The 17,644-nt window shown below is 67.2% G+C and carries 14 protein-coding genes and 4 tRNA genes; 7 read left to right on the top strand and 11 right to left on the bottom strand.

Features of this window, described 5'->3' with window-relative positions:
- Positions 1-206: 206 nt before the first annotated feature.
- On the top strand, positions 207-851 hold the full coding sequence (locus tag QH195_RS27285; RefSeq protein WP_280437516.1) for a LysE family translocator: 645 nt from the start codon (positions 207-209) through the stop codon (positions 849-851).
- A gap of 69 nt (positions 852-920) precedes the next feature.
- On the opposite strand, the gene sigJ is transcribed toward QH195_RS27285, so the two are convergent.
- Positions 921-1,850: an RNA polymerase sigma factor SigJ gene (gene sigJ / locus QH195_RS27280; RefSeq protein WP_280437515.1), complete on the bottom strand. Its 930-nt coding sequence runs from the start codon at positions 1,848-1,850 to the stop codon at positions 921-923.
- Between the two features lie 92 nt (positions 1,851-1,942).
- On the opposite strand from sigJ, the gene QH195_RS27275 reads away from it, so the two are divergent.
- Complete coding sequence (locus QH195_RS27275; RefSeq protein WP_280437514.1) at positions 1,943-2,518, top strand: GNAT family N-acetyltransferase; 576 nt, start codon at positions 1,943-1,945, stop codon at positions 2,516-2,518.
- 137 nt (positions 2,519-2,655) lie between these two features.
- Here QH195_RS27275 and QH195_RS27270 read toward each other — a convergent pair whose 3' ends face one another.
- The 3 genes from QH195_RS27270 to QH195_RS27260 all read right to left on the bottom strand — a co-directional run bounded on the left by QH195_RS27270 (position 2,656) and on the right by QH195_RS27260 (position 5,458).
- Positions 2,656-3,747, bottom strand: a complete 1,092-nt coding sequence (locus tag QH195_RS27270) for a 3-deoxy-7-phosphoheptulonate synthase (protein WP_280424653.1) — start codon at positions 3,745-3,747, stop codon at positions 2,656-2,658.
- Between the two features lie 256 nt (positions 3,748-4,003).
- On the bottom strand, positions 4,004-4,471 hold the full coding sequence (locus tag QH195_RS27265; RefSeq protein ID WP_280437513.1) for a carboxymuconolactone decarboxylase family protein: 468 nt from the start codon (positions 4,469-4,471) through the stop codon (positions 4,004-4,006).
- A gap of 108 nt (positions 4,472-4,579) precedes the next feature.
- Entirely contained in the window at positions 4,580-5,458 is an 879-nt protein-coding gene (locus QH195_RS27260) for an oxidoreductase (protein ID WP_280437512.1), read from the bottom strand.
- Between the two features lie 615 nt (positions 5,459-6,073).
- Between QH195_RS27260 and QH195_RS27255 the strand changes: the two genes are divergently transcribed.
- Entirely contained in the window at positions 6,074-8,566 is a 2,493-nt protein-coding gene (locus QH195_RS27255) for a glycerol-3-phosphate 1-O-acyltransferase (RefSeq protein ID WP_280437511.1), read from the top strand.
- Positions 8,563-10,017, top strand: a complete 1,455-nt coding sequence (locus tag QH195_RS27250; protein WP_280437510.1) for a 1-acylglycerol-3-phosphate O-acyltransferase — start codon at positions 8,563-8,565, stop codon at positions 10,015-10,017. The genes QH195_RS27255 and QH195_RS27250 overlap by 4 nt, the downstream gene beginning before the upstream one ends.
- Here QH195_RS27250 and QH195_RS27245 read toward each other — a convergent pair.
- From QH195_RS27245 to QH195_RS27220, 6 genes are all read right to left on the bottom strand, one after another.
- Positions 10,014-10,733 carry a polyprenol monophosphomannose synthase gene (locus QH195_RS27245; RefSeq protein ID WP_280437509.1) on the bottom strand — a complete coding sequence of 240 codons (720 nt, stop codon included), beginning with the start codon at positions 10,731-10,733 and terminating at the stop codon, positions 10,014-10,016. The two genes, QH195_RS27250 and QH195_RS27245, sit on opposite strands and share 4 nt — an antisense overlap.
- Before the next feature lie 158 nt (positions 10,734-10,891).
- On the bottom strand, positions 10,892-11,074 hold the full coding sequence (locus QH195_RS27240; protein WP_280424647.1) for a hypothetical protein: 183 nt from the start codon (positions 11,072-11,074) through the stop codon (positions 10,892-10,894).
- 73 nt (positions 11,075-11,147) lie between these two features.
- Positions 11,148-11,221 (bottom strand) — tRNA-Phe (locus QH195_RS27235).
- A 55-nt stretch (positions 11,222-11,276) separates the two neighbouring features.
- A tRNA-Asp gene (locus QH195_RS27230) sits at positions 11,277-11,353 on the bottom strand.
- A gap of 30 nt (positions 11,354-11,383) precedes the next feature.
- Positions 11,384-11,456: transfer RNA gene (locus tag QH195_RS27225), tRNA-Glu, on the bottom strand.
- Between the two features lie 95 nt (positions 11,457-11,551).
- On the bottom strand, positions 11,552-12,214 hold the full coding sequence (locus QH195_RS27220) for a TetR/AcrR family transcriptional regulator (protein WP_280437508.1): 663 nt from the start codon (positions 12,212-12,214) through the stop codon (positions 11,552-11,554).
- A gap of 888 nt (positions 12,215-13,102) precedes the next feature.
- Here QH195_RS27220 and QH195_RS27215 point away from each other — a divergent pair.
- Together QH195_RS27215 and QH195_RS27210 are read left to right on the top strand one after the other, a co-directional pair.
- Positions 13,103-13,175 (top strand) — tRNA-Lys (locus QH195_RS27215).
- A gap of 366 nt (positions 13,176-13,541) precedes the next feature.
- A complete protein-coding gene (locus tag QH195_RS27210; protein WP_280422151.1) occupies positions 13,542-14,510 on the top strand; it encodes an acyl-ACP desaturase in 969 nt (322 codons plus the stop codon).
- Between the two features lie 82 nt (positions 14,511-14,592).
- On the opposite strand, the gene QH195_RS27205 is transcribed toward QH195_RS27210, so the two are convergent.
- Positions 14,593-15,216 carry a hypothetical protein gene (locus tag QH195_RS27205; RefSeq protein WP_280437507.1) on the bottom strand — a complete coding sequence of 208 codons (624 nt, stop codon included), beginning with the start codon at positions 15,214-15,216 and terminating at the stop codon, positions 14,593-14,595.
- 412 nt (positions 15,217-15,628) lie between these two features.
- Between QH195_RS27205 and dusB the strand changes: the two genes are divergently transcribed.
- Complete coding sequence (dusB, locus tag QH195_RS27200; RefSeq protein WP_280437506.1) at positions 15,629-16,777, top strand: tRNA dihydrouridine synthase DusB; 1,149 nt, start codon at positions 15,629-15,631, stop codon at positions 16,775-16,777.
- Positions 16,778-17,644 lie beyond the last annotated feature (867 nt).

Here is a 17,644-nt window from a genome sequence, read left to right as displayed (position 1 = left end):
TGCCCCCGCCGGACCCTACCGGCGAAGATCCAGAGCATTCGCCGGACTTGCGAACGGGGCGAGAACCGCACCTCATGGCTGGTGGGCGACGACTCGATCAGCACGGCACATACGGCGTCTCGCCGGGAACGAACGCGATGTGCGCCCCGGCCAGTAGGTGCCGACTGGACCGAGACAAGACCGCGAATCCTCGCGAGTATCACTGAATGATCGAAATCTCGGCGGCGGCCGGTGTCGCGGTAGCGGCGCTCGGGTTGGTGCTCACGCCCGGCCCGAACATGATGTATCTGGTCTCGCGCACGATATCGCAGGGCCGCGGCGCCGGACTGATCTCACTGGCCGGTGTCGCCGCGGGTTTCGCGGTGTATCTGACCGCGGCAGCCACAGGAATCACGGCGGTGTTCGCGCTGGTCCCCGAGCTGTACACGACGCTGAAGATCGCCGGCGCCGCTTATCTGCTGTGGCTGGCCTGGCAGACGCTGCGGCCGGGCGGGACCTCGGTCTTCGCGCCCGCCGCTCTCCCCCGCGACCGGGCCGGCCGGCTTTTCACCATGGGTTTGGTGACCAACCTGCTCAACCCGAAGATCGCGGTGATGTACCTGGCGTTGATCCCGCAGTTCGTCGCTCCGGCGGCGGGTCCGGTGTGGTTGCAGAGCCTGTGCCTGGGTGGGGTGCAGATCGCGGTGGCGCTGGCGGTGAACGCGCTGATCGTGTGCACGGCCGCCACGGTGAGCCGTTTCCTGGCGGGGCGGCGGCTGTGGCTCCGGGTACAGCGATTTCTGATGGGCTCGGTGCTGGGTGGTATGGCGGTGCTGCTGCTCACCGACCGGAGTCGGCCGGTACCGGCCTGAGCCGGACCGCGCCGGGGTCGCACGAACTGTTCCGGACGGCAGCGGCCCATCGCACCGGCAGGCGGTGGATCAGCGCAACCGGATGCCGCTGAGCTTCGCCGGGTTGGCGATATCGTAGGTGCCCTGGATGAGACCGTCCACAACGGTGAAACCCATGACCCGAGCGGGAAAACCCGGATGGGTTTCGTCTCCCGGATGCGCCTTGACGAGCGCCCCCAGCTGACCGTTGACCCGGACGAATTCCACCCCGGTCGCCAGGAAATCCTGGTCGGCCCCGTCCAGGCCGTAGCGGCGGATGAGACCGAAGAACAGGCGGGCCACCTTGTCCGGTCCGATGATCACATTGCGCGCGGTCGGCGTGGTGCCGCCGGAATCGCCGATCATCACCGCGCCCGGATGCAGGACGGCCGCCACCGCCTGGGCGTCACCGGTGTTGAGCGCGACCAGCAGCTTCTGCACCGCCGCCTCGTGCTCCCCGTCGGTGACGGGTTGCGGTGTCTGCTCCCGGACCGCCTTACGTGCGCGTGCCGCCAACTGCCGCGCCGCCTCCGCGGTGATGTCCAGAATCGTGGCTATCTCGCCGTAGGGCACCCCCAACCCTTCGTGGAGTACGAACGCGACCCGTTGCGGCGGCGTGAGCTGGTCCAGCACCACCAGTGCCGCCAGCCGGAACTCCTGCCGCAACACCACCGTGGCCAGCGGATCGGAATCGCCGGCTCCGGCGACCGGTGTCACCACGGGTTCCGGAAGCCACTGCCCCACATAGTTCTCCCGCCGGACCACGGCGCTGCGCAACCGGTCCAGACAGAGCCGGGAGACCACCGTGGTCAACCAGGCTCGCAGATCTTCGATCTGGGATTGCGACGCACCGGCCAAACGCAGCCAGCTCTCCTGCACCGCATCCTCGGCATCGGACACGCTGCCGGTCATCCGGTAGGCCACCGCCAGCAGATGCCCGCGATGGGATTCGAACTGGTCGGCGAGAAGCGCGGCTACCACCGCCCGAATTCTACGGAGAGCCGGACATCCGGTTCGCACGGCACCCGGAAACCGGATGCCGCGGGCACCGCCGCGATGGGAACATCGGGCAGGTGGAGCAACAGACGCTGAGCGACGGCACGGTATGGCTCGACCGGCCGGACACCGACGATATCGATGCCATCGTCGAGGCCTGCCAGGATCCGGCGATCGCCGAATGGATCACGATCCCGTCCCCCTACGACCGTGCCGACGCCGAGGAGTTCATCGGAACCACTGTTGCCGAAGGCTGGGCGGCGCGCAGTCCGATCTGGGCCGTCCGGACCGCCGAGCGGGGCCGTCTACTCGGCACTGTGAGCCTGGGCACCCGGCCGCGCGACGAAACCGCCGCCGAAATCGGCTTCTGGCTGCACCCGGAACACCGCAGGAAGGGCATCATTTCCCGGGCGGTCACACTGGCCTGCGACTTCGGCTTCGATCCGGCAGGTATGGGCCTGATCCGCATCCACTGGCGGGCCTACGTCGGAAACCACGCTTCGGCCGCGGTCGCGCGCAAACACGGGTTCCGTTACGAAGGGCTGGCCCGGCTCGGCAGCGATCATCGCGGTACCCGCCGCGACCACTGGGTGGCCGCCCACTTGAACACCGATCCGCCCGGCCCGGCCGGCGGATGGCCCGCCGGGGTGTGAACCGGGCCCGCCGGCCACAAACGGCGGACCGTGCCCGCGGACGAGCTACCGGCCCACCGCACATGGACCACAAACGAAGCGTCGCGCCCCGGACCCCTGTCCCGCACGCGGCACCGCGGGGGCAGATTACCGGCTGCTCAGAGCTCCCGGCGCAGGCGAACTGCCTCGGCCAGCCGGTCCAGCTGGGCGGCGGTGGTGTCCCAGTCCATGCAGGCGTCGGTGATCGACTGACCGTAGGTGAGATCGTCGGCCCGGCCGAGCGTGAGGTCCTGGCGGCCGGCGACGAGGAAGCTCTCCAGCATCACACCGACCACGCTCCGCTCGCCCGCGGCGATCCGCTCGGCGATATCGGCGACCACGATCGGCTGGCGTTTGTGGTCCTTGTTGCTGTTGCCGTGGCTGGCATCGACCACGATCCGCTGCGGCAGCTTGGACTTCTCCAGCCGCGCGCACGCATCGGCGACCGAGGTGGCGTCGTAGTTGGTGCCGTTGGAGCCGCCGCGCAGGATCACGTGGCAGTCCTCGTTCCCCGCGGTCTGGATGAGCGCGGACCGGCCGTCGAGATCGGTGCCGGGGAAGACGTGGCTGGCCGCGGCCGCCCGGACCCCGTCCACCGCGACCTGCACGTCACCGTCGGTGCCGTTCTTGATACCGACCGGCATGGACAGCGCGCTGCTGAGCTGCCGGTGTACCTGGCTGGCCGCGGTGCGGGCGCCGATGGCGCCGTAGGACACCAGATCGGAGATGTACTGCGGGGTGATGGGGTCGAGGAATTCACAGGCCACCGGCAGGCCCACGGCGGTGATATCGAGAAGTAACTGGCGGCCGATACCCAGTCCGGTGTTGACGTCGAAGCTGCCGTTGAGATGGGGATCGTTGATCAGACCCTTCCAGCCCAGGGTCGTGCGCGGCTTCTCGAAGTACACGCGCATGACCAGGTGCAACCGGTCGGACAGGGTCTCCTGCACGGCGGCCAGCCGGCGGGCGTAGTCCAGGGCGGCCGCGGGGTCGTGCACCGAGCACGGTCCGACGATCACCATGAGGCGGTCGTCGGCGCCGTCGAGTACATCGACGGTGCCGCGGCGGCCGGCGCGCACCGTGGCCGCGTGTTCATCGGTAATGGCGTGGACCCGGCGTACCTCCGCGGGGGAACGCAGCGGGCTCACGCTCAGGGTTCGCTGATCGTCCAGATCGCAATGGTCGGCATCGATATCGACTGCGATGGTCATCGTGGGTGGTGTCCTTCTCGTTCAGGCCGACCCACGGAAAAGAAATCCCCGTCGAGCCGGTCGTCATCCGGCTCGGGGTGTACTGGTCAGCGCGCGTGGTTGCCGCAGACCGACCCGCCCCGGGCCGGCTTGCTAAACCAGAAATACACGCGCTGCACGATTTGCCAGGCTACCAGGCGGTGAACCGCGGAGGTCTGCCCGGGGCAGAATCGGGTGAACGAAAGTGACACTCGACACAATTCCGCCCCGGTGTGACTCAGAACTGCCCGGGCTCGTAATTACCGGCCGGAGTGTGGGCGATGGCGTTCATGCGGTTCCAGGCGTTGATCGTCGCGATGGCGGCGATCAGCCCACCGATCTGCTCGTCGTCGTAGTGTTTGCGCACCCGCTGCCAGGTGTCCTCGCCGATCCCGCCCCCGTCGGCCAGCCTGGTGGCCGCCTCGGCGAGTTCGAGGGCGGCCCGCTCGGGCTCGGTGAAAACCGTCGCTTCCCGCCAGGCGGCGACCAGATTGATCCGGACCGGGGATTCACCGGCGTGGGCGGCGTCCTTGGTGTGCATATCCACACAGAATGAGCAGCCGTTGAGCTGGCTGACCCGGATCTTCACCAGCTCGTGGACGGCCTTGGGCAGACCGGAATCGTCCACCACCTTTGCGGCGGTGATCAGGCGCTTGCTGTAGCTCGCGGTGACTTTGTTGGCGAAGAGATCGATGCGGGGTTCCATATCGAGTTCCTTTCGAGTTGCGGTCTCATGAGGTAGACGACGCGCGTACTCGAGGTGTGACATCCCGCGTTGAATATTCTTTTCCCGGCGGCCCGGCCGCGCGAAGCGTCAGCCGGTGAAGTCGAACTTCACCCCGGTCAGCCGTTCGGAGAGGTCCCAAAGCGAGCGGGCGGTGAGCTCGTCCCTGGCCCGCTGAGAGCAGCCGGAGGGACCCGGGTATCCGCGCGTTCCACCCAGTCCGGTCGGCCCGTAGTAGCCACCGGGTTCAACCGGCGCGGTGGCGGCGAAAAGCTCCGGTAGCGCACCCATTTCGGCACTCTGCGCGGCCAGTCTGTTCCCGACGGCCATGACCTTGTCCAGGAGGGATTCGGTATGCGATTGCAGACCGGTGGCGGCGTAACCCGGATGGGCCGCGACGGCCAGTTTCGCCGAACCGGCCGCACTGAGCCGGCGCTGCAGCTCGAAGGTGAAGAGCAGATTCGCCAGTTTCGATTGACCGTAGGCGGACCAGCGCTTGTAGGGGCGGCGCTCCCAGTTCAGGTCGTTGATATCGATGGCGCCGATGGTGTGGGCACCACTGGAGACCGTGACGACCCGTTCGCCGATCTTGCCCAGCAGCAGGCCGGTCAGCGCGAAATGCCCGAGATGATTGGTGCCGATCTGCATTTCGAACCCGTCGGCGGTGCGGCGCAGCGGTACCGCCATCACCCCCGCATTGTTGATCAGGACGTGCGCAGCGTCGACCCCCGCCGCGAACTCGCGGATCGAGGACAGATCGGCCAGGTCCAGCCGCCGGACCTGCGCGCGCTCCCCGATCTCGGCTGCGACGGACCGGCCCTTGTCCACGTCCCGGCAGGCCAGGATCACCTGCGCCCCGGCACCGGCCAGGGCACGGGCGGCGACCGCGCCCAAACCGCTGTTAGCGCCGGTCACGATCACGGTCCGGCCCTGCTGATCGGGGATATCCCCGACGCCCCAACCACTCATGTGGCGAGTCTAATCCGGATGGCCCCCACACACCCGGCGCGCGGCGCGACGCCGGCCCGGACCGCCGGTACCCGCTGCGAATACGCGCGCACGCGTCCGAAACCGACCCACCCCTTCCCAAACTAGATAGGGTTGCCTAACCTATTGAGGGACCAGAACGCGCCGCACACAACTTCGAGTCCCTGTCCCCAGATGAGGCATATCGCAAACTTCCCCGCTACCACCGGCACGCAGCGTGTCGGTGGAATTCCCGCCGTTGCGGCGCTCCGGGAGTTACCCGGCCGCAGTTGGGCCGGACCGGCCACAACGATCGCTGCGTGATACCGCGCGGCTGCCATCTCGAACGAGCGCGGACACCTTGTGCCCAGCCGGCCGGCCTCCGGAACGATCACTCACCCGATGGCCACAGCGGGAAATCGCTGTTGCGAGCCGAGCGTGTGACAGCTCGGGCAAACTGCCCCGTACGGCGCGCGAGCCGTCCATAGTGGTCGCATGGAGTAATTTCGAATTCCACTGCCGCCGGTGACCGGCTCCCCGGCGAACGAGCCGCGCACCGACCACCGCGGACACCCGGCAGCCGCGAGCCCACCGATCGGACGCAGAGGATCCCACACCATGATCGAGAACCTCAGCGGCGCACCGTCGCCGGCCGACGATCCGCCGGAATCGGTGGTAGCGCTGGTGGATTCGTCCTCCGGCACCGAACGTGAACTGGTCGGCCGGTGGATCGCCGAGGGCGGCCTGACCGCCGAACTCGGCGTAGAAGCGCCCGTCACCCAGCTCGATCTCGATGCCGCCGCGGTGGCCGACCGGCTCACCGGCCGTACCGACGATCCACTGGTGGTGCCCGTGCGGGTGCTGTGGCTACCGCCCGAACGCGACGGCGTCCGCCGGGTGACCTTCGGCGATCTCGCCCTGCTCACCAACCCACGCCGGCCCAACCGCCTTGCGCAACGACGGCTGGTCGGCCGGGCCCCGGACCGGCATCTGGTGCTCACCGGCGCCCCCGCCCGGCTCAACCGATTGCGCGCGAACCATCCGGAAGCGGCAGCGCTACACCACATCGGTAGCGCCGAACCTTTCGCGCGCGCCGTGGTCCGGGCCGCGGTGGTCGCGCTGGAACGGGCGGAACGCACCGTCATCGGCGACCGCTACAAGGTGCCGCGGCTGGTGGCCGAGGAGATCATGGACTCCCCGGACTTCCTACGGCGGCTGGAACGTATCGCCGACGAGACCGGCACCGACCCACAGGAGGTGGCGCGGCGTGCCGAGAAAGCCCTCAACGAACTGGTCGCCGCGCAGAGCCGCACCGTTTCGGACCTGTTCACCCAGGCCATGCGGCCGGTGCACGCGTCCACCTGGAAGGTGGACTGCGACGAGTCCGGCCTCGCCGCGCTGCGCGATCTCAACCGGCGGTATCCGCTGGTATTCCTGCCGTCACACCGGTCGTACGTGGATGCCTTCGTTCTCGGCGATGTACTGGCGCGCAACGATTTCCCGCCCAATCACGTCGTCGGCGGGGCGAATCTGCGGTTCTGGCCGATGGGCCCGATCGCGCGGCGCACCGGCACCATATTCATCCGCCGCAGTTTCGCCGGCGATACCGTCTACCAGGCGGTTGTCGAGGAATACTTCGGATATCTGCTCGCCCGCCGCTTCAACCTGGAGTGGTACTTCGAGGGCGGGCGCACCCGCACCGGAAAGCTCCGTCCGCCCCGTTACGGTCTGCTGAACTATCTGGCCGCGGCCGTACGTCGCGACCGGGTCGCCGACGCACTGCTGGTGCCGGTATCGATCACCTACGAGCGGCTCAACGAACTCGGCGCCATCGCCGACGAACAGGTGGGCGGCCGGAAGAAGCCCGAAGGCATTGCCTGGCTCGCCCGCTATGTGCGCAACCAGCAGCATTCGGCGGGTCATGTGTACGTCCGCTTCGGCGACCCGATCTCGGCACGCGACCGGCTGGCCACGCACGGCGATCCGCTCACCGAACCGCCGATCACGATCCCGCTGCACCGTACCGATACCGGCGAGGGCCCGGGCAGGGCCGAACTCGACACCCTCGGCGAACATATCGGCGAACGAGAACGCCGCGCGGTGCAGCGGCTCGCCTTCGATGTGGCCGTCGGGATCAACGCGGTCACCCCGATCACCGCCAACGCGCTGGTCACCCTGGCGCTTCTCGGTGTGCACGACCGCGCGCTCACGCTGGCCGAGGTCTGCGAAGTCCTCAATCCGGTCATGGACTACATCGGCAAACGCGACCTGCCACGCGGTGAGGTCGCGAAGCTACGTGACGAACAGAGTCTGGTCGTCGTGCTGGAGCAGCTGTCGCTGGCGAAGGTGGTCACGATCTATCGGGGCGGAGTGGAACCGGTGTATGCGATCGAACCCGGCGCTCATCTCGAGGCCGCATTTTACCGCAACAGCGCGGTCCATTGGTTCGTCGACCGGGCAATCCTGGAACTGGCGATCCTGGCCGCGGTCGAGGCGGCCCCCGACGAGCCGGTGGCCGGCGCCGTCGGGCCGGACGCCGATGCCCTGGGTTTCGGCTGGGCGGAGGCGTATCGGCTGCGGGATCTGCTGAAGTTCGAATTCTTCTTCCCCGACCGTGCCGAATTCGCCGAGCGGATCACCGCGGAAATGCTACTGGTGGACCCGGCCTGGCGGACGCGCCCCCGCAATACGCTCGGCAGTGAGATCCTGGCGGCGCTCACCGGTAGCGGTTTCATGATGGCCCACCGGGTACTGCGTTCCTTTTTCGACGCGCAATTGGTTGTGGCCGAGCGGCTGGCCGATCGGGAACCGACGGTGGAAATCGACCGCAAGGAGTTCATCGCCGAATGCGTATCGGTCGGTAAACAGATGCTGCTGCAGAAACGCCTGCACAGCACGGAATCGGTATCCACCGAACTTTTCGGGAGTGCACTGAAATTGGCCACGAATTACGGACTCGTCGAGGCCGCCGATCCGGATTCGGAGAAATCCGTGACCGCACTGGTGGCGGCCCGGAGCGATTTCGCCGCCCGGCTGCGCACAATCGGCATTCGTATATCGCAGGCCGCCGCGCTCGACCCGTCCAACCGCACCGAGGGGCGGACCCGATGAGTATCAGCGGGGCCGCCGCCACGGAGACGGGCGGATCCGGGGGGCTGGATGCGATGGTCGCGGCGATCCGTTCGGGTCCGCAAGGCCCGGATATCGGCGCGTTTTTCGATCTGTCGGCGGTCGCGGATCTGCGCACAGCGACGATCCGCCGGTTCCGCGACCCCGATTCCGCGACGGCCGGTCTGCTGTTCGAACAGTTGCGTCACAGCGGCGACAGTTCCGGGCCAGATCTGCTCGAACGTCTCGCCGGACACGCCGCCGGGAAGACCCCCGGCGAACTGGATGCACAGAGTGAGCGGGTGTTCGAACGCGGCTGGTACGACCGGGTGTACCCGGAGGCCTGGCGACTCGTGCGGGAACATCTCGCGGCCGGGCACACCGTGGCGCTGACCGGCACGGTCACCGAGTACCAGCTGTATCCCCTGGCCACGGCACTCGAGGTCGGCCATGTGCTCGGCGCCCGGCCTACCGTGGCGGCGGGCCGTTTCACCGGCGGGCTCGACGGTGCCCTGCCCTACGGCCCGGACAAGGCCGCGATGGTGGCCGATTTCGCCGCCGGCCACGACATCGACCTCCGGCGTTCCTACGCCTATACCGGTAGCGCCACCGATCTCCCACTGCTGTCGAGTGTGGGGACACCGGTCCCGATAGCGCCGGATTCCACCCTCGCCGCCGCGGCGGCCGACCACGGCTGGACCCGGCCGGTCGTCGCCGCCCGGACCTCCCCCACCGTTGCGGACCGGCTGCGCACCGTCCTCGGCTTCGCGGCGCTGCTCGGCGGCGCACTGTTCGGGGTGCTGAGCAAGGCACATACCCGCGACCGCCGCACCATGGCCGACGCACTGATGCGCTACGGCGCAGGCTGGCCGTTACGGCTGTGTGGGATCAGACTGCGGGTCACCGGCGCCGAATACGCCCGGCAGCCGCGGCCGGCGGTGTTCCTGTTCAACCATCAGAGCCAGTTCGATGTCCTCATCGTTCCGGCAGTGCTGGGTGCGGGCGTGACGGGCGTCGGGAAGAAAGAACTCATCCGGCATCCGGTTTTCGGTCCGCTCATGCGGTTCGTGGGGGTGACGTTCATCGACCGCTCGAATACCGACCGTGCCAAGGCCTCGCTGGCGCCGGTGGTGCACACGCTCCGCGACGGCCTGTCGATAGCGATCGCCCCGGAAGGCACCCGCTCCTACACCCCGCAACCAGGCCGGTTCAAGAAGGGTGCGTTCCATATAGCCGCGCAGGCAGGCGTACCGGTGATCCCGGTGGTGATCCGCAATGCCGCCGATATCGGCCGACGCGATTCCATGATCGCTCGCCCGGGCACGGTCGATATCGCGATTCTGCCGCCGGTCGACAGCACCGGCTGGGATCCTGCGGACCTGGGTCGCGAGGTCGCGGCGGTCCGGCAGCGCTATCTCGATACCCTCCGCGACTGGCCTTCTGCAGCCGGTTAGAGCGACCGGCCCAACAGCAGCTTCCACGGCATGAGCGCCGATTCCAGCTGTACTGCCAGGCTCATCTTGGAGGCGCCCAACGTCCGCTCCTCGAAGCGGATCGGCACTTCGGCAATGTCGATGCCCTGTTTCTTGGTCCGGTAGTTCATCTCCACCTGGAACGAATAGCCGTTGCTGCGGATGGACTCGATTTCGATCGCCCGCAGCGTATCGGCCTGCCAGGCCTTGAAACCGGCGGTGGCGTCCTTGATACCGAGTCGCAGGATGGCGTTGACATAGAAGTTCGCCCATGCCGAGAGCGCCTTGCGGTACCACTTCCACTCCGCGGCGGTCGAGCCGCCGGGAACGTAGCGCGAACCCAGCACCACCCCGATACCGGGCCGGCGCAGTTCTTCCAGCATGGCCGGGATCACCTCGGCGGGATGGGACAGATCCGCGTCCATCTGGATCACCACATCGGCGCCCTCGTCGAGTGCCTGGGTGATTCCCGCTATATAGGCGCGCCCGAGGCCGTCCTTCTCGGTGCGGTGCAGTACCGAAACCACGTTCGGCAGATCCGCGGCCAGTTTGTCGGCCACCTCACCGGTACCGTCCGGGGAGTTGTCGTCGACTACCAGTACGTGCAGATCGGGCACGGGCAGCGCAGTCAGCCGTTCCACCGCAACCGGCAGATTGTCCCGCTCGTTGTAGGTCGGCACAACAACGGTAACCCTCAAGGGTCGCCCTCCTGGTCTCGCCCGTCAGCCGAACCATGAGCCGCGAGCGTCGCTACGTATTACCAGTGAACGGTAGCCCAACCGCGTACCCGCAGCTGCAGCGCACCGGTCATACCGGCCGCTTCCCGGGTGGACCGGCCGTTCGTAACCGGGCCATTTCACCGCCCGTCGCGCCACTCCCGGTCCGCCGCGTCCTGTGCGGCGTTGCGCTGCCGCACGATCTCGAGCGCGCGCTCGGCGGTGGCGCGATCCGGATATGGACCCATCCGGTCGCGGAACCAGCACTGACGTCCACGCTCGGCCCGCTGATGCTTCAAGCAGTAGTACCACCGTTCGGCCATGACCCCAGCATTCCATCCATCCGGGGCCAGGACGAACAAAACCCCCGGACCGTTGCGGTCGGGGGGTTGATTGTGGCCAGGGCCGGGATCGAACCGGCGACCTTTCGCTTTTCAGGCGAACGCTCGTACCAACTGAGCTACCTGGCCGCAGGCACCCGGAACGAATGCCATCCGATGGATGGCGAATCGCTCCGACATCCACTGGCGACCCTGACGGGACTCGAACCCGCGACCTCCGCCGTGACAGGGCGGCGCGCTAACCAACTGCGCCACAGGGCCTTGCTCTGTGCAACCTACTTTCATAGGTCGTACCCCCTACGGGATTCGAACCCGCGCTACCGCCTTGAAAGGGCGGCGTCCTAGGCCGCTAGACGAAGGGGGCTCGTCCCGGATTTCTCCGGACCGGCTTTTCAACGGCTGTCCGTTGGGAGCTCGCATAGCTTATGTCAGGGTGCGCGCAATTCCCAAATCGGCTGGTCAGCCCGGGGAAGCGAGTTCCTCCAGCTGTGCCTGCGCCCGCCACCCCCGCTCCTGGAACTTCGCTGCCCATTCCTCGGTGCAACTCGCCTGCACCACCACCTCCAGCGCCTCCCGGAACCGGGTACGTAGATCCGGGCCACCCGGGTGGGCGTCGACGATATAGCGCTGGCCGATCAGTGCGCCGGCAAGTGTGCGCGTGAAGCGATCGAGATCGGTGTCCGGCAACAGCTGACCCTGATCGACGGCTCCGACAGCCAAGCTCCGGATGGTCGAGGAGAGCATCCGGCAACCGCCGCCGTTCTGCTGACCGAACCCGGGATCGATGACCAGGCGGAATTCCGCCTGCACGATGATGTCGTGTTCGAGGCGCAGCGCCACCTCGTCGAAGATCCCGTGCAAAATATCGAGCGGACCCAGTTCCACACGAATGAGCCAGCGATCGATCGTCCGGCTGTATCGCTCTACGGCCGATTCGAGTACGGCCCGCGCCAGATCCTCTTTCGAGTCGAAATGGAAGTACATGGCGCCCTTGGTCGCTCGCGATCCTTCCAAAATACGGTTGAGCGAAGCCGCGGCATAGCCGCTCTTCCCGAACTCAACGGCGGCGGACCGGATAATTGCCGCCCTTGTCCGACGGGCCCGCTCTTGCTGCCGTGCCATGCTCGAAACGCCTCCGAAGCCTTGTGCATCCGCCGGAATTTCCACCTGCGGAATGCCCGCGACCGATCAGCTGCTTTCGACGAGCGGGCCGACGTCGCGAACGTATCCTGTTGTATCCGACCTTCGGTCGGTTTTATGACCTGTATAGAACTTTCGGTACGGAACCCAGCCCGAAGAAGAAACACACCGGCTGGTATAATTTGAACGCCCGGGTGCGCCGCAGGGGGTGCGCATCCGGGCAACTCCGTTGCGCTCTGCCTCGTCCCCGATCCGCCTCCCGCAGCGTCGACCCAAGTGACACCCCGAATTCGCTGAATCGTCACGGTACTCGGATTCGGGTACCGACACGCGGTAAACCGATAGAGCCGTCTACGATTTCGCGAACGGGATTTTGCGAACACAACATGGCTCGCCCGATCTCGAATGGCCGAACGAATCGAACCGGGCCGCACCGGATGTTCGCCCGCCGGGGCGGGTTCGGACCGGAGTTCAGCCGGCCGCTCCCGTCCCTCGGTGCATACCGCCTCGCCCAGGGGCGATCGCGGACCGCCGACACTGCGGGAAACTCGTCCCGAAACCCCACTTTTGCGAGAATTCTGCCTTTACCGATCCAAAGGCATTGGTATCCAACATATTTGGATCGTATCGTGCTACCCGTTGTATCAACAATGCCAGAGGTACCGTGTTTCGATACCCAGTGGTATGGTTCTGGGTCGCTGAGCGGCCGGGAACCGGCCACGCAACCGTGCCACCTCGCCCGACGTCACACCCGGGACTACCGGCGACCGGCGGCGGCGTGCTCCGGGCGCCCGCACCGAGTGACACAAAGCACCAGCGTAACCACCCGATTACGCCCTCGCACCGTCTTCCCAGTACACTATCGCCCGCGCCCCTATAGCTCAGTTGGTAGAGCTACGGACTTTTAATCCGCAGGTCCCAGGTTCGAGCCCTGGTGGGGGCACACCTCGGGCTCCCGGCTCATCACCGGGAGCCCGTTTCTCGTTCCGGCACGGCCGCCCGGCTGTGACTTCCACCAGGTTCGGGCCCCGGGAACTGTGACCGAAATCGACCGTGAGCCGCCACGACCCGGGATGTGCTGTTTCCCACGCCCGCTAACGCAAATGGGAAGGCCGTCGATATGCCCATAACCGCGCTTCGGGCCATACACTCGCTGTGACGGCCGATGGCAGACGCCGTACCTCACCGTGACTCTTTGTCCGCTGGATGCGTTTCGCATCACACCTACGGTGCCGTAAGGTATGGCCGCATCGGCAACGGTCTACATCAGGTGACCCGCACCAACGCAACATATGAAGGGCTTGATCACATGGCAAGGGATCTGACTCAACTCGAGCTGCTCACAGAGTTGGAGCCGGTTGCCGAGCAGAACGTCAACCGGCACCTCTCCTTGGCTAAAGAGTGGCATCCGCACGACTACGTCCCGTGGGACGAGGGTCGCAACTTCGCCGCACTCGGCGGTGTGGACTGGGACCCCGAACAATCCAAGCTCAGCGAGGTCGCGAAGGCGGCCATGATCACCAACCTCCTCACCGAGGACAACCTGCCTTCCTACCACCGGGAAATCGCCGAGAATTTCTCCCAGGACGGCGCCTGGGGCACCTGGGTCGGGCGCTGGACCGCCGAGGAGAACCGGCACGGCATCGTCATGCGTGACTACCTGGTGGTCACGCGCGGCGTGGACCCGGTGGCACTCGAGCAGGCCCGGATGGTCCATATGACCAACGGCTTCGCCTCCCCCGCCGAGGCCGACGCCGGATTCCTGCACTCGGTCGCCTATGTGACCTTCCAGGAACTGGCCACCCGCGTCTCGCACCGCAACACCGGCAAAGTCTGCGACGACGCCATCGCCGACCGGATGCTGCAGCGCATCGCGGCCGACGAGAACCTGCACATGATCTTCTACCGCAATATGTGCGGCGCGGCTCTGGACCTCTGCCCGGACCAGGCACTCGACGCGATCACCCTGATTCTGGAGAACTTCCAGATGCCGGGGGCCGGTATGCCCAATTTCCGGCGCAACGGCGTCCTGATGGCCAAGCACGGAATCTACGATCTGCGCCAGCATCTCGAAGAGGTCGTTCAGCCTGTCCTCAAGAAATGGGATATCTTCGGCCGTACCGATTTCACCGCTCGCGGTGAGGAAACCCGGGAACGGCTGGGCAATTTCCTCGACAAACTGTCCAAGGACGTCGACAAATTCGAGGAACAGCGCGACCGGATGCTCGCCCGCGAGGCCGCCAAGCGGGAGAAGACCCTCGCCTCGGCCAGCAGCTGAGGACGACCACAAGAGCAGCACGAAACCTACGTAACCGCCGGGATGTCCCGGCGGTTACGTTGTTTCACGTCCGGCCGGCCTGCTAATTCGTGGGCAGGGCGCCGTCCACTCCGCCCACGTCGGTGATCTGCCAGCCCGCGTTCTCGTCCAGGGTCACGGTGTAGGTGACCGTCGTCTGGGTGCCGTCCGGGTTCTGCGCGTTGGTCGAGGTCACGTTGACGAAAACATTCACTTTGAAGACGCCGTCCTGCACCGACATGACTTTCGCGGTGATCGGGGTCGCCGTGGAGGTCCACTGGAGCGGAACCAGGATCCGCTCCAGTTTCGGCGCGGTGTCGTCGAACTTACCGGCCAGCTGCGGGGTGGTGTTCTTCTTCAGCGCAGTGATCCAGGCGTCGAGATCCTGGAAGTTCACCGTGGCCGCACCCACCGCGTATTCGGTGGCCAGTTGTTCGGCGTGGCGGTCGTCGGCTGCGCGTTCGTCGCGGTCGGCCAGGTCGGCGCGCGCAGTGACGTACAGCACCGCGAACACGAGTGCCACTACGGCGAGCACGGCGATCAATGCCCCGCGGACCAGGCTGGATACCTGGATCGACACCGTGCCCGGCCGTTCGGCGGCACTCTGCTGCACTGCCTTCGGTGCCGGGGAATCGGTCGTACCGGCTGCGCTCGGCTTGCTGCCGGAGTCTTCGGTCTGGTCGGCCATGGTTTCGTCGTCCTCTTTCGTTCGCCCCCGGTCGGATCGGGCCCGGGCTGCGCGGGAAACGGTCTGTTATCGGTGTCCGCCACCGGAACTGTTCGTTCACCGGTCGCACCCGTTGTGTTCGGTGACGTCGTCTCGGGCGATGCGGGATTCGGTCGGATCGCCTCCGGCGGTGCGATTCGCGGCCGGCGGGTAAGGCCGGACCGCGTATCCCTCGTGGTCGCGGGCCTGGGTCGGGCCGTGAACACCGGGCGATTCACTCTCCAAGAGGCTAACGGTGGCCACGACGGAATCGACCGGCACCCACCCGGGGCGTTCCGGAAGCCCCCGATCCGGACCAGGGACCGCGCCGGCACGGCCCCGGTGAGACACCCGATAGTGACGCCGTACCCGGCAGCAGGGAAAATGGATTCTCGTGCAGGCAGAGTTGGAACAGGAGACAGGTTTGCGGATCGGCCCCTACCCGGTCGACCCGCCGGTGGTACTCGCCCCGATGGCGGGGATCACGAACCTGGCGTTCCGGAAACTCTGCCGTGAGTTCGGCAGTCCCACGGCGATCTATGTCTGCGAGATGATCACCGCCCGCGCCGTGGTGGAACGCAACGAGAAAACACTGCACATGATGTCGTTCGACCAGGGCGAATCACCACGCTCCATGCAGTTGTACGGGGTGGACCCGGCCACGCTCGGTGAGGCTGTGCGCATCATCGTCGGTGAGGGCTGGGCCGACCATATCGATATGAACCTCGGCTGCCCGGTCCCGAAGGTGACCCGGCTCGGCGGCGGCGCGGCCCTGCCGTACAAACGGAACCTCTTCGCCGCGATCGTCCGCGAGATGGTCCGGGCGGCCGAACCCGCTGGTGTTCCGGTGACGATGAAGTTCCGTATCGGAATCGACGACGACCATCGCACCTACCTCGATACCGGGCGAATCGCCGAGGCCGAAGGCGCCGCGGCGGTCGCCCTGCACGCGCGCACCGCCGCCCAGCGCTACTCCGGCACCGCGGACTGGACGGCCATCGCGCGACTCAAGGAAGCGGTGACCACCATCCCGGTACTGGGGAACGGGGATATTTTCAGTGCCGGTGATGCCGTGGCGATGATGGCGCAGACCGGGTGCGACGGGGTGGTGGTCGGCCGCGGTTGCCTGGGTCGGCCGTGGTTGTTCGGTGAACTGAGCGCTGCCCTGCGCGGCGAGCCCGCCCCCACTCCCCCGAACCTGGGCGAAGTGGGCAAGATCCTGGCGCGACACGCCGGGCTGCTCGCCGAACATCACGGCGAAGACAAGGGCATGCGCGATCTGCGTAAGCATATGGCCTGGTACTTCATGGGTTTCCCACTCGGCGCCGATCTGCGCCGCAGTTTCGCGACGGTCTCCTCGCTCGCCGAACTCGACGGCCTGATCGCGCAGCTCGATCCCGCGGTTCCTTTCCCCGAGGACGCCGAGGGCCCGCGCGGCCGACAGGGTTCACCGGGCAAGGTCGCGCTGCCGCACGGCTGGCTCGACGATCCTGACGACCGAACCGTCCCGGCCGCGGCCGATGTGATGCACAGCGGCGGCTGATCGGTTCGACACGCTCGACACGCCGAAGCACAGGTAGCCGAAATCACCGCTCGGCGCGTGAAACCATAGCTCCAGGCAACCTTCCAGCATCACCCTCGCCGCCCACCCACTCGAGATGTCCGAGTGGCCCTCAGTGGCGAAATCGTTATCATTGCGGAATCCCGCCACAGCCTTTCGAGCACGGCTGCGGCGGCAGCGAGTTGCGAAAGAGCGAGGTTCATTGGTGGGTGACGATCGGAACGGGCGTTCACCACGGCCCGGAGGTCGCGCACCGTGGGAGCGCTATCCCACGGCAGAGCCCCCCGAAATGGACGACGCACGAGGGGCTCGGCGGCAACGGCAACCCGAGCCGCCGGCAGACCAGGCACCACTGACGGTGCAGGATCTGGTCGATCGAGTGGACAGCGAACGCACGGCGCGGCGCCAACCGAGCGAAACGGGCCGGCACGCTTCGCCGGGACCGGCCCAGCCGCCGCCTGACCGGCCGACCCGTCCCGCGGGTCCGCCGCCGCGCCAGGGCGCCGATCCCGGACCGAGACCGGAGGCTCCCGGTCCTGCTGCTCCGCCGAGCGGCCGGACAGCCCGCCCAGCGGCGGCACCCGGCGGCCGGCCCCCAGGCCCGCCCCCGAGGAGCGGGCCTGGACCGCACACCACCGGCGCGACCCCGGCTCAACCCGGTCCGCCGCAGCGTCCCGTACCGCCGGGCGGTCCCGGGCCGCGCCGCCCGGACCGCGCACAGCCTCCGGCAACGCGGGCCCAGCCACCTGTCGCGCCCGTCCAGCGCGCCGAGGGCGATCACGCGGCGCCCGCACGGCCGCCTGCGCCACGCGGTGGCGGTGACCCGGCCGGGCCCCCGCCTCGTCCCCC

This window comes from Nocardia carnea (assembly GCF_029868855.1).
Lineage (GTDB): Bacteria > Actinomycetota > Actinomycetes > Mycobacteriales > Mycobacteriaceae > Nocardia > Nocardia carnea_A.
The sequence above is the reverse complement of the archived record's forward strand: the minus strand, read 5'-3'. Positions and strand labels throughout refer to the sequence as shown.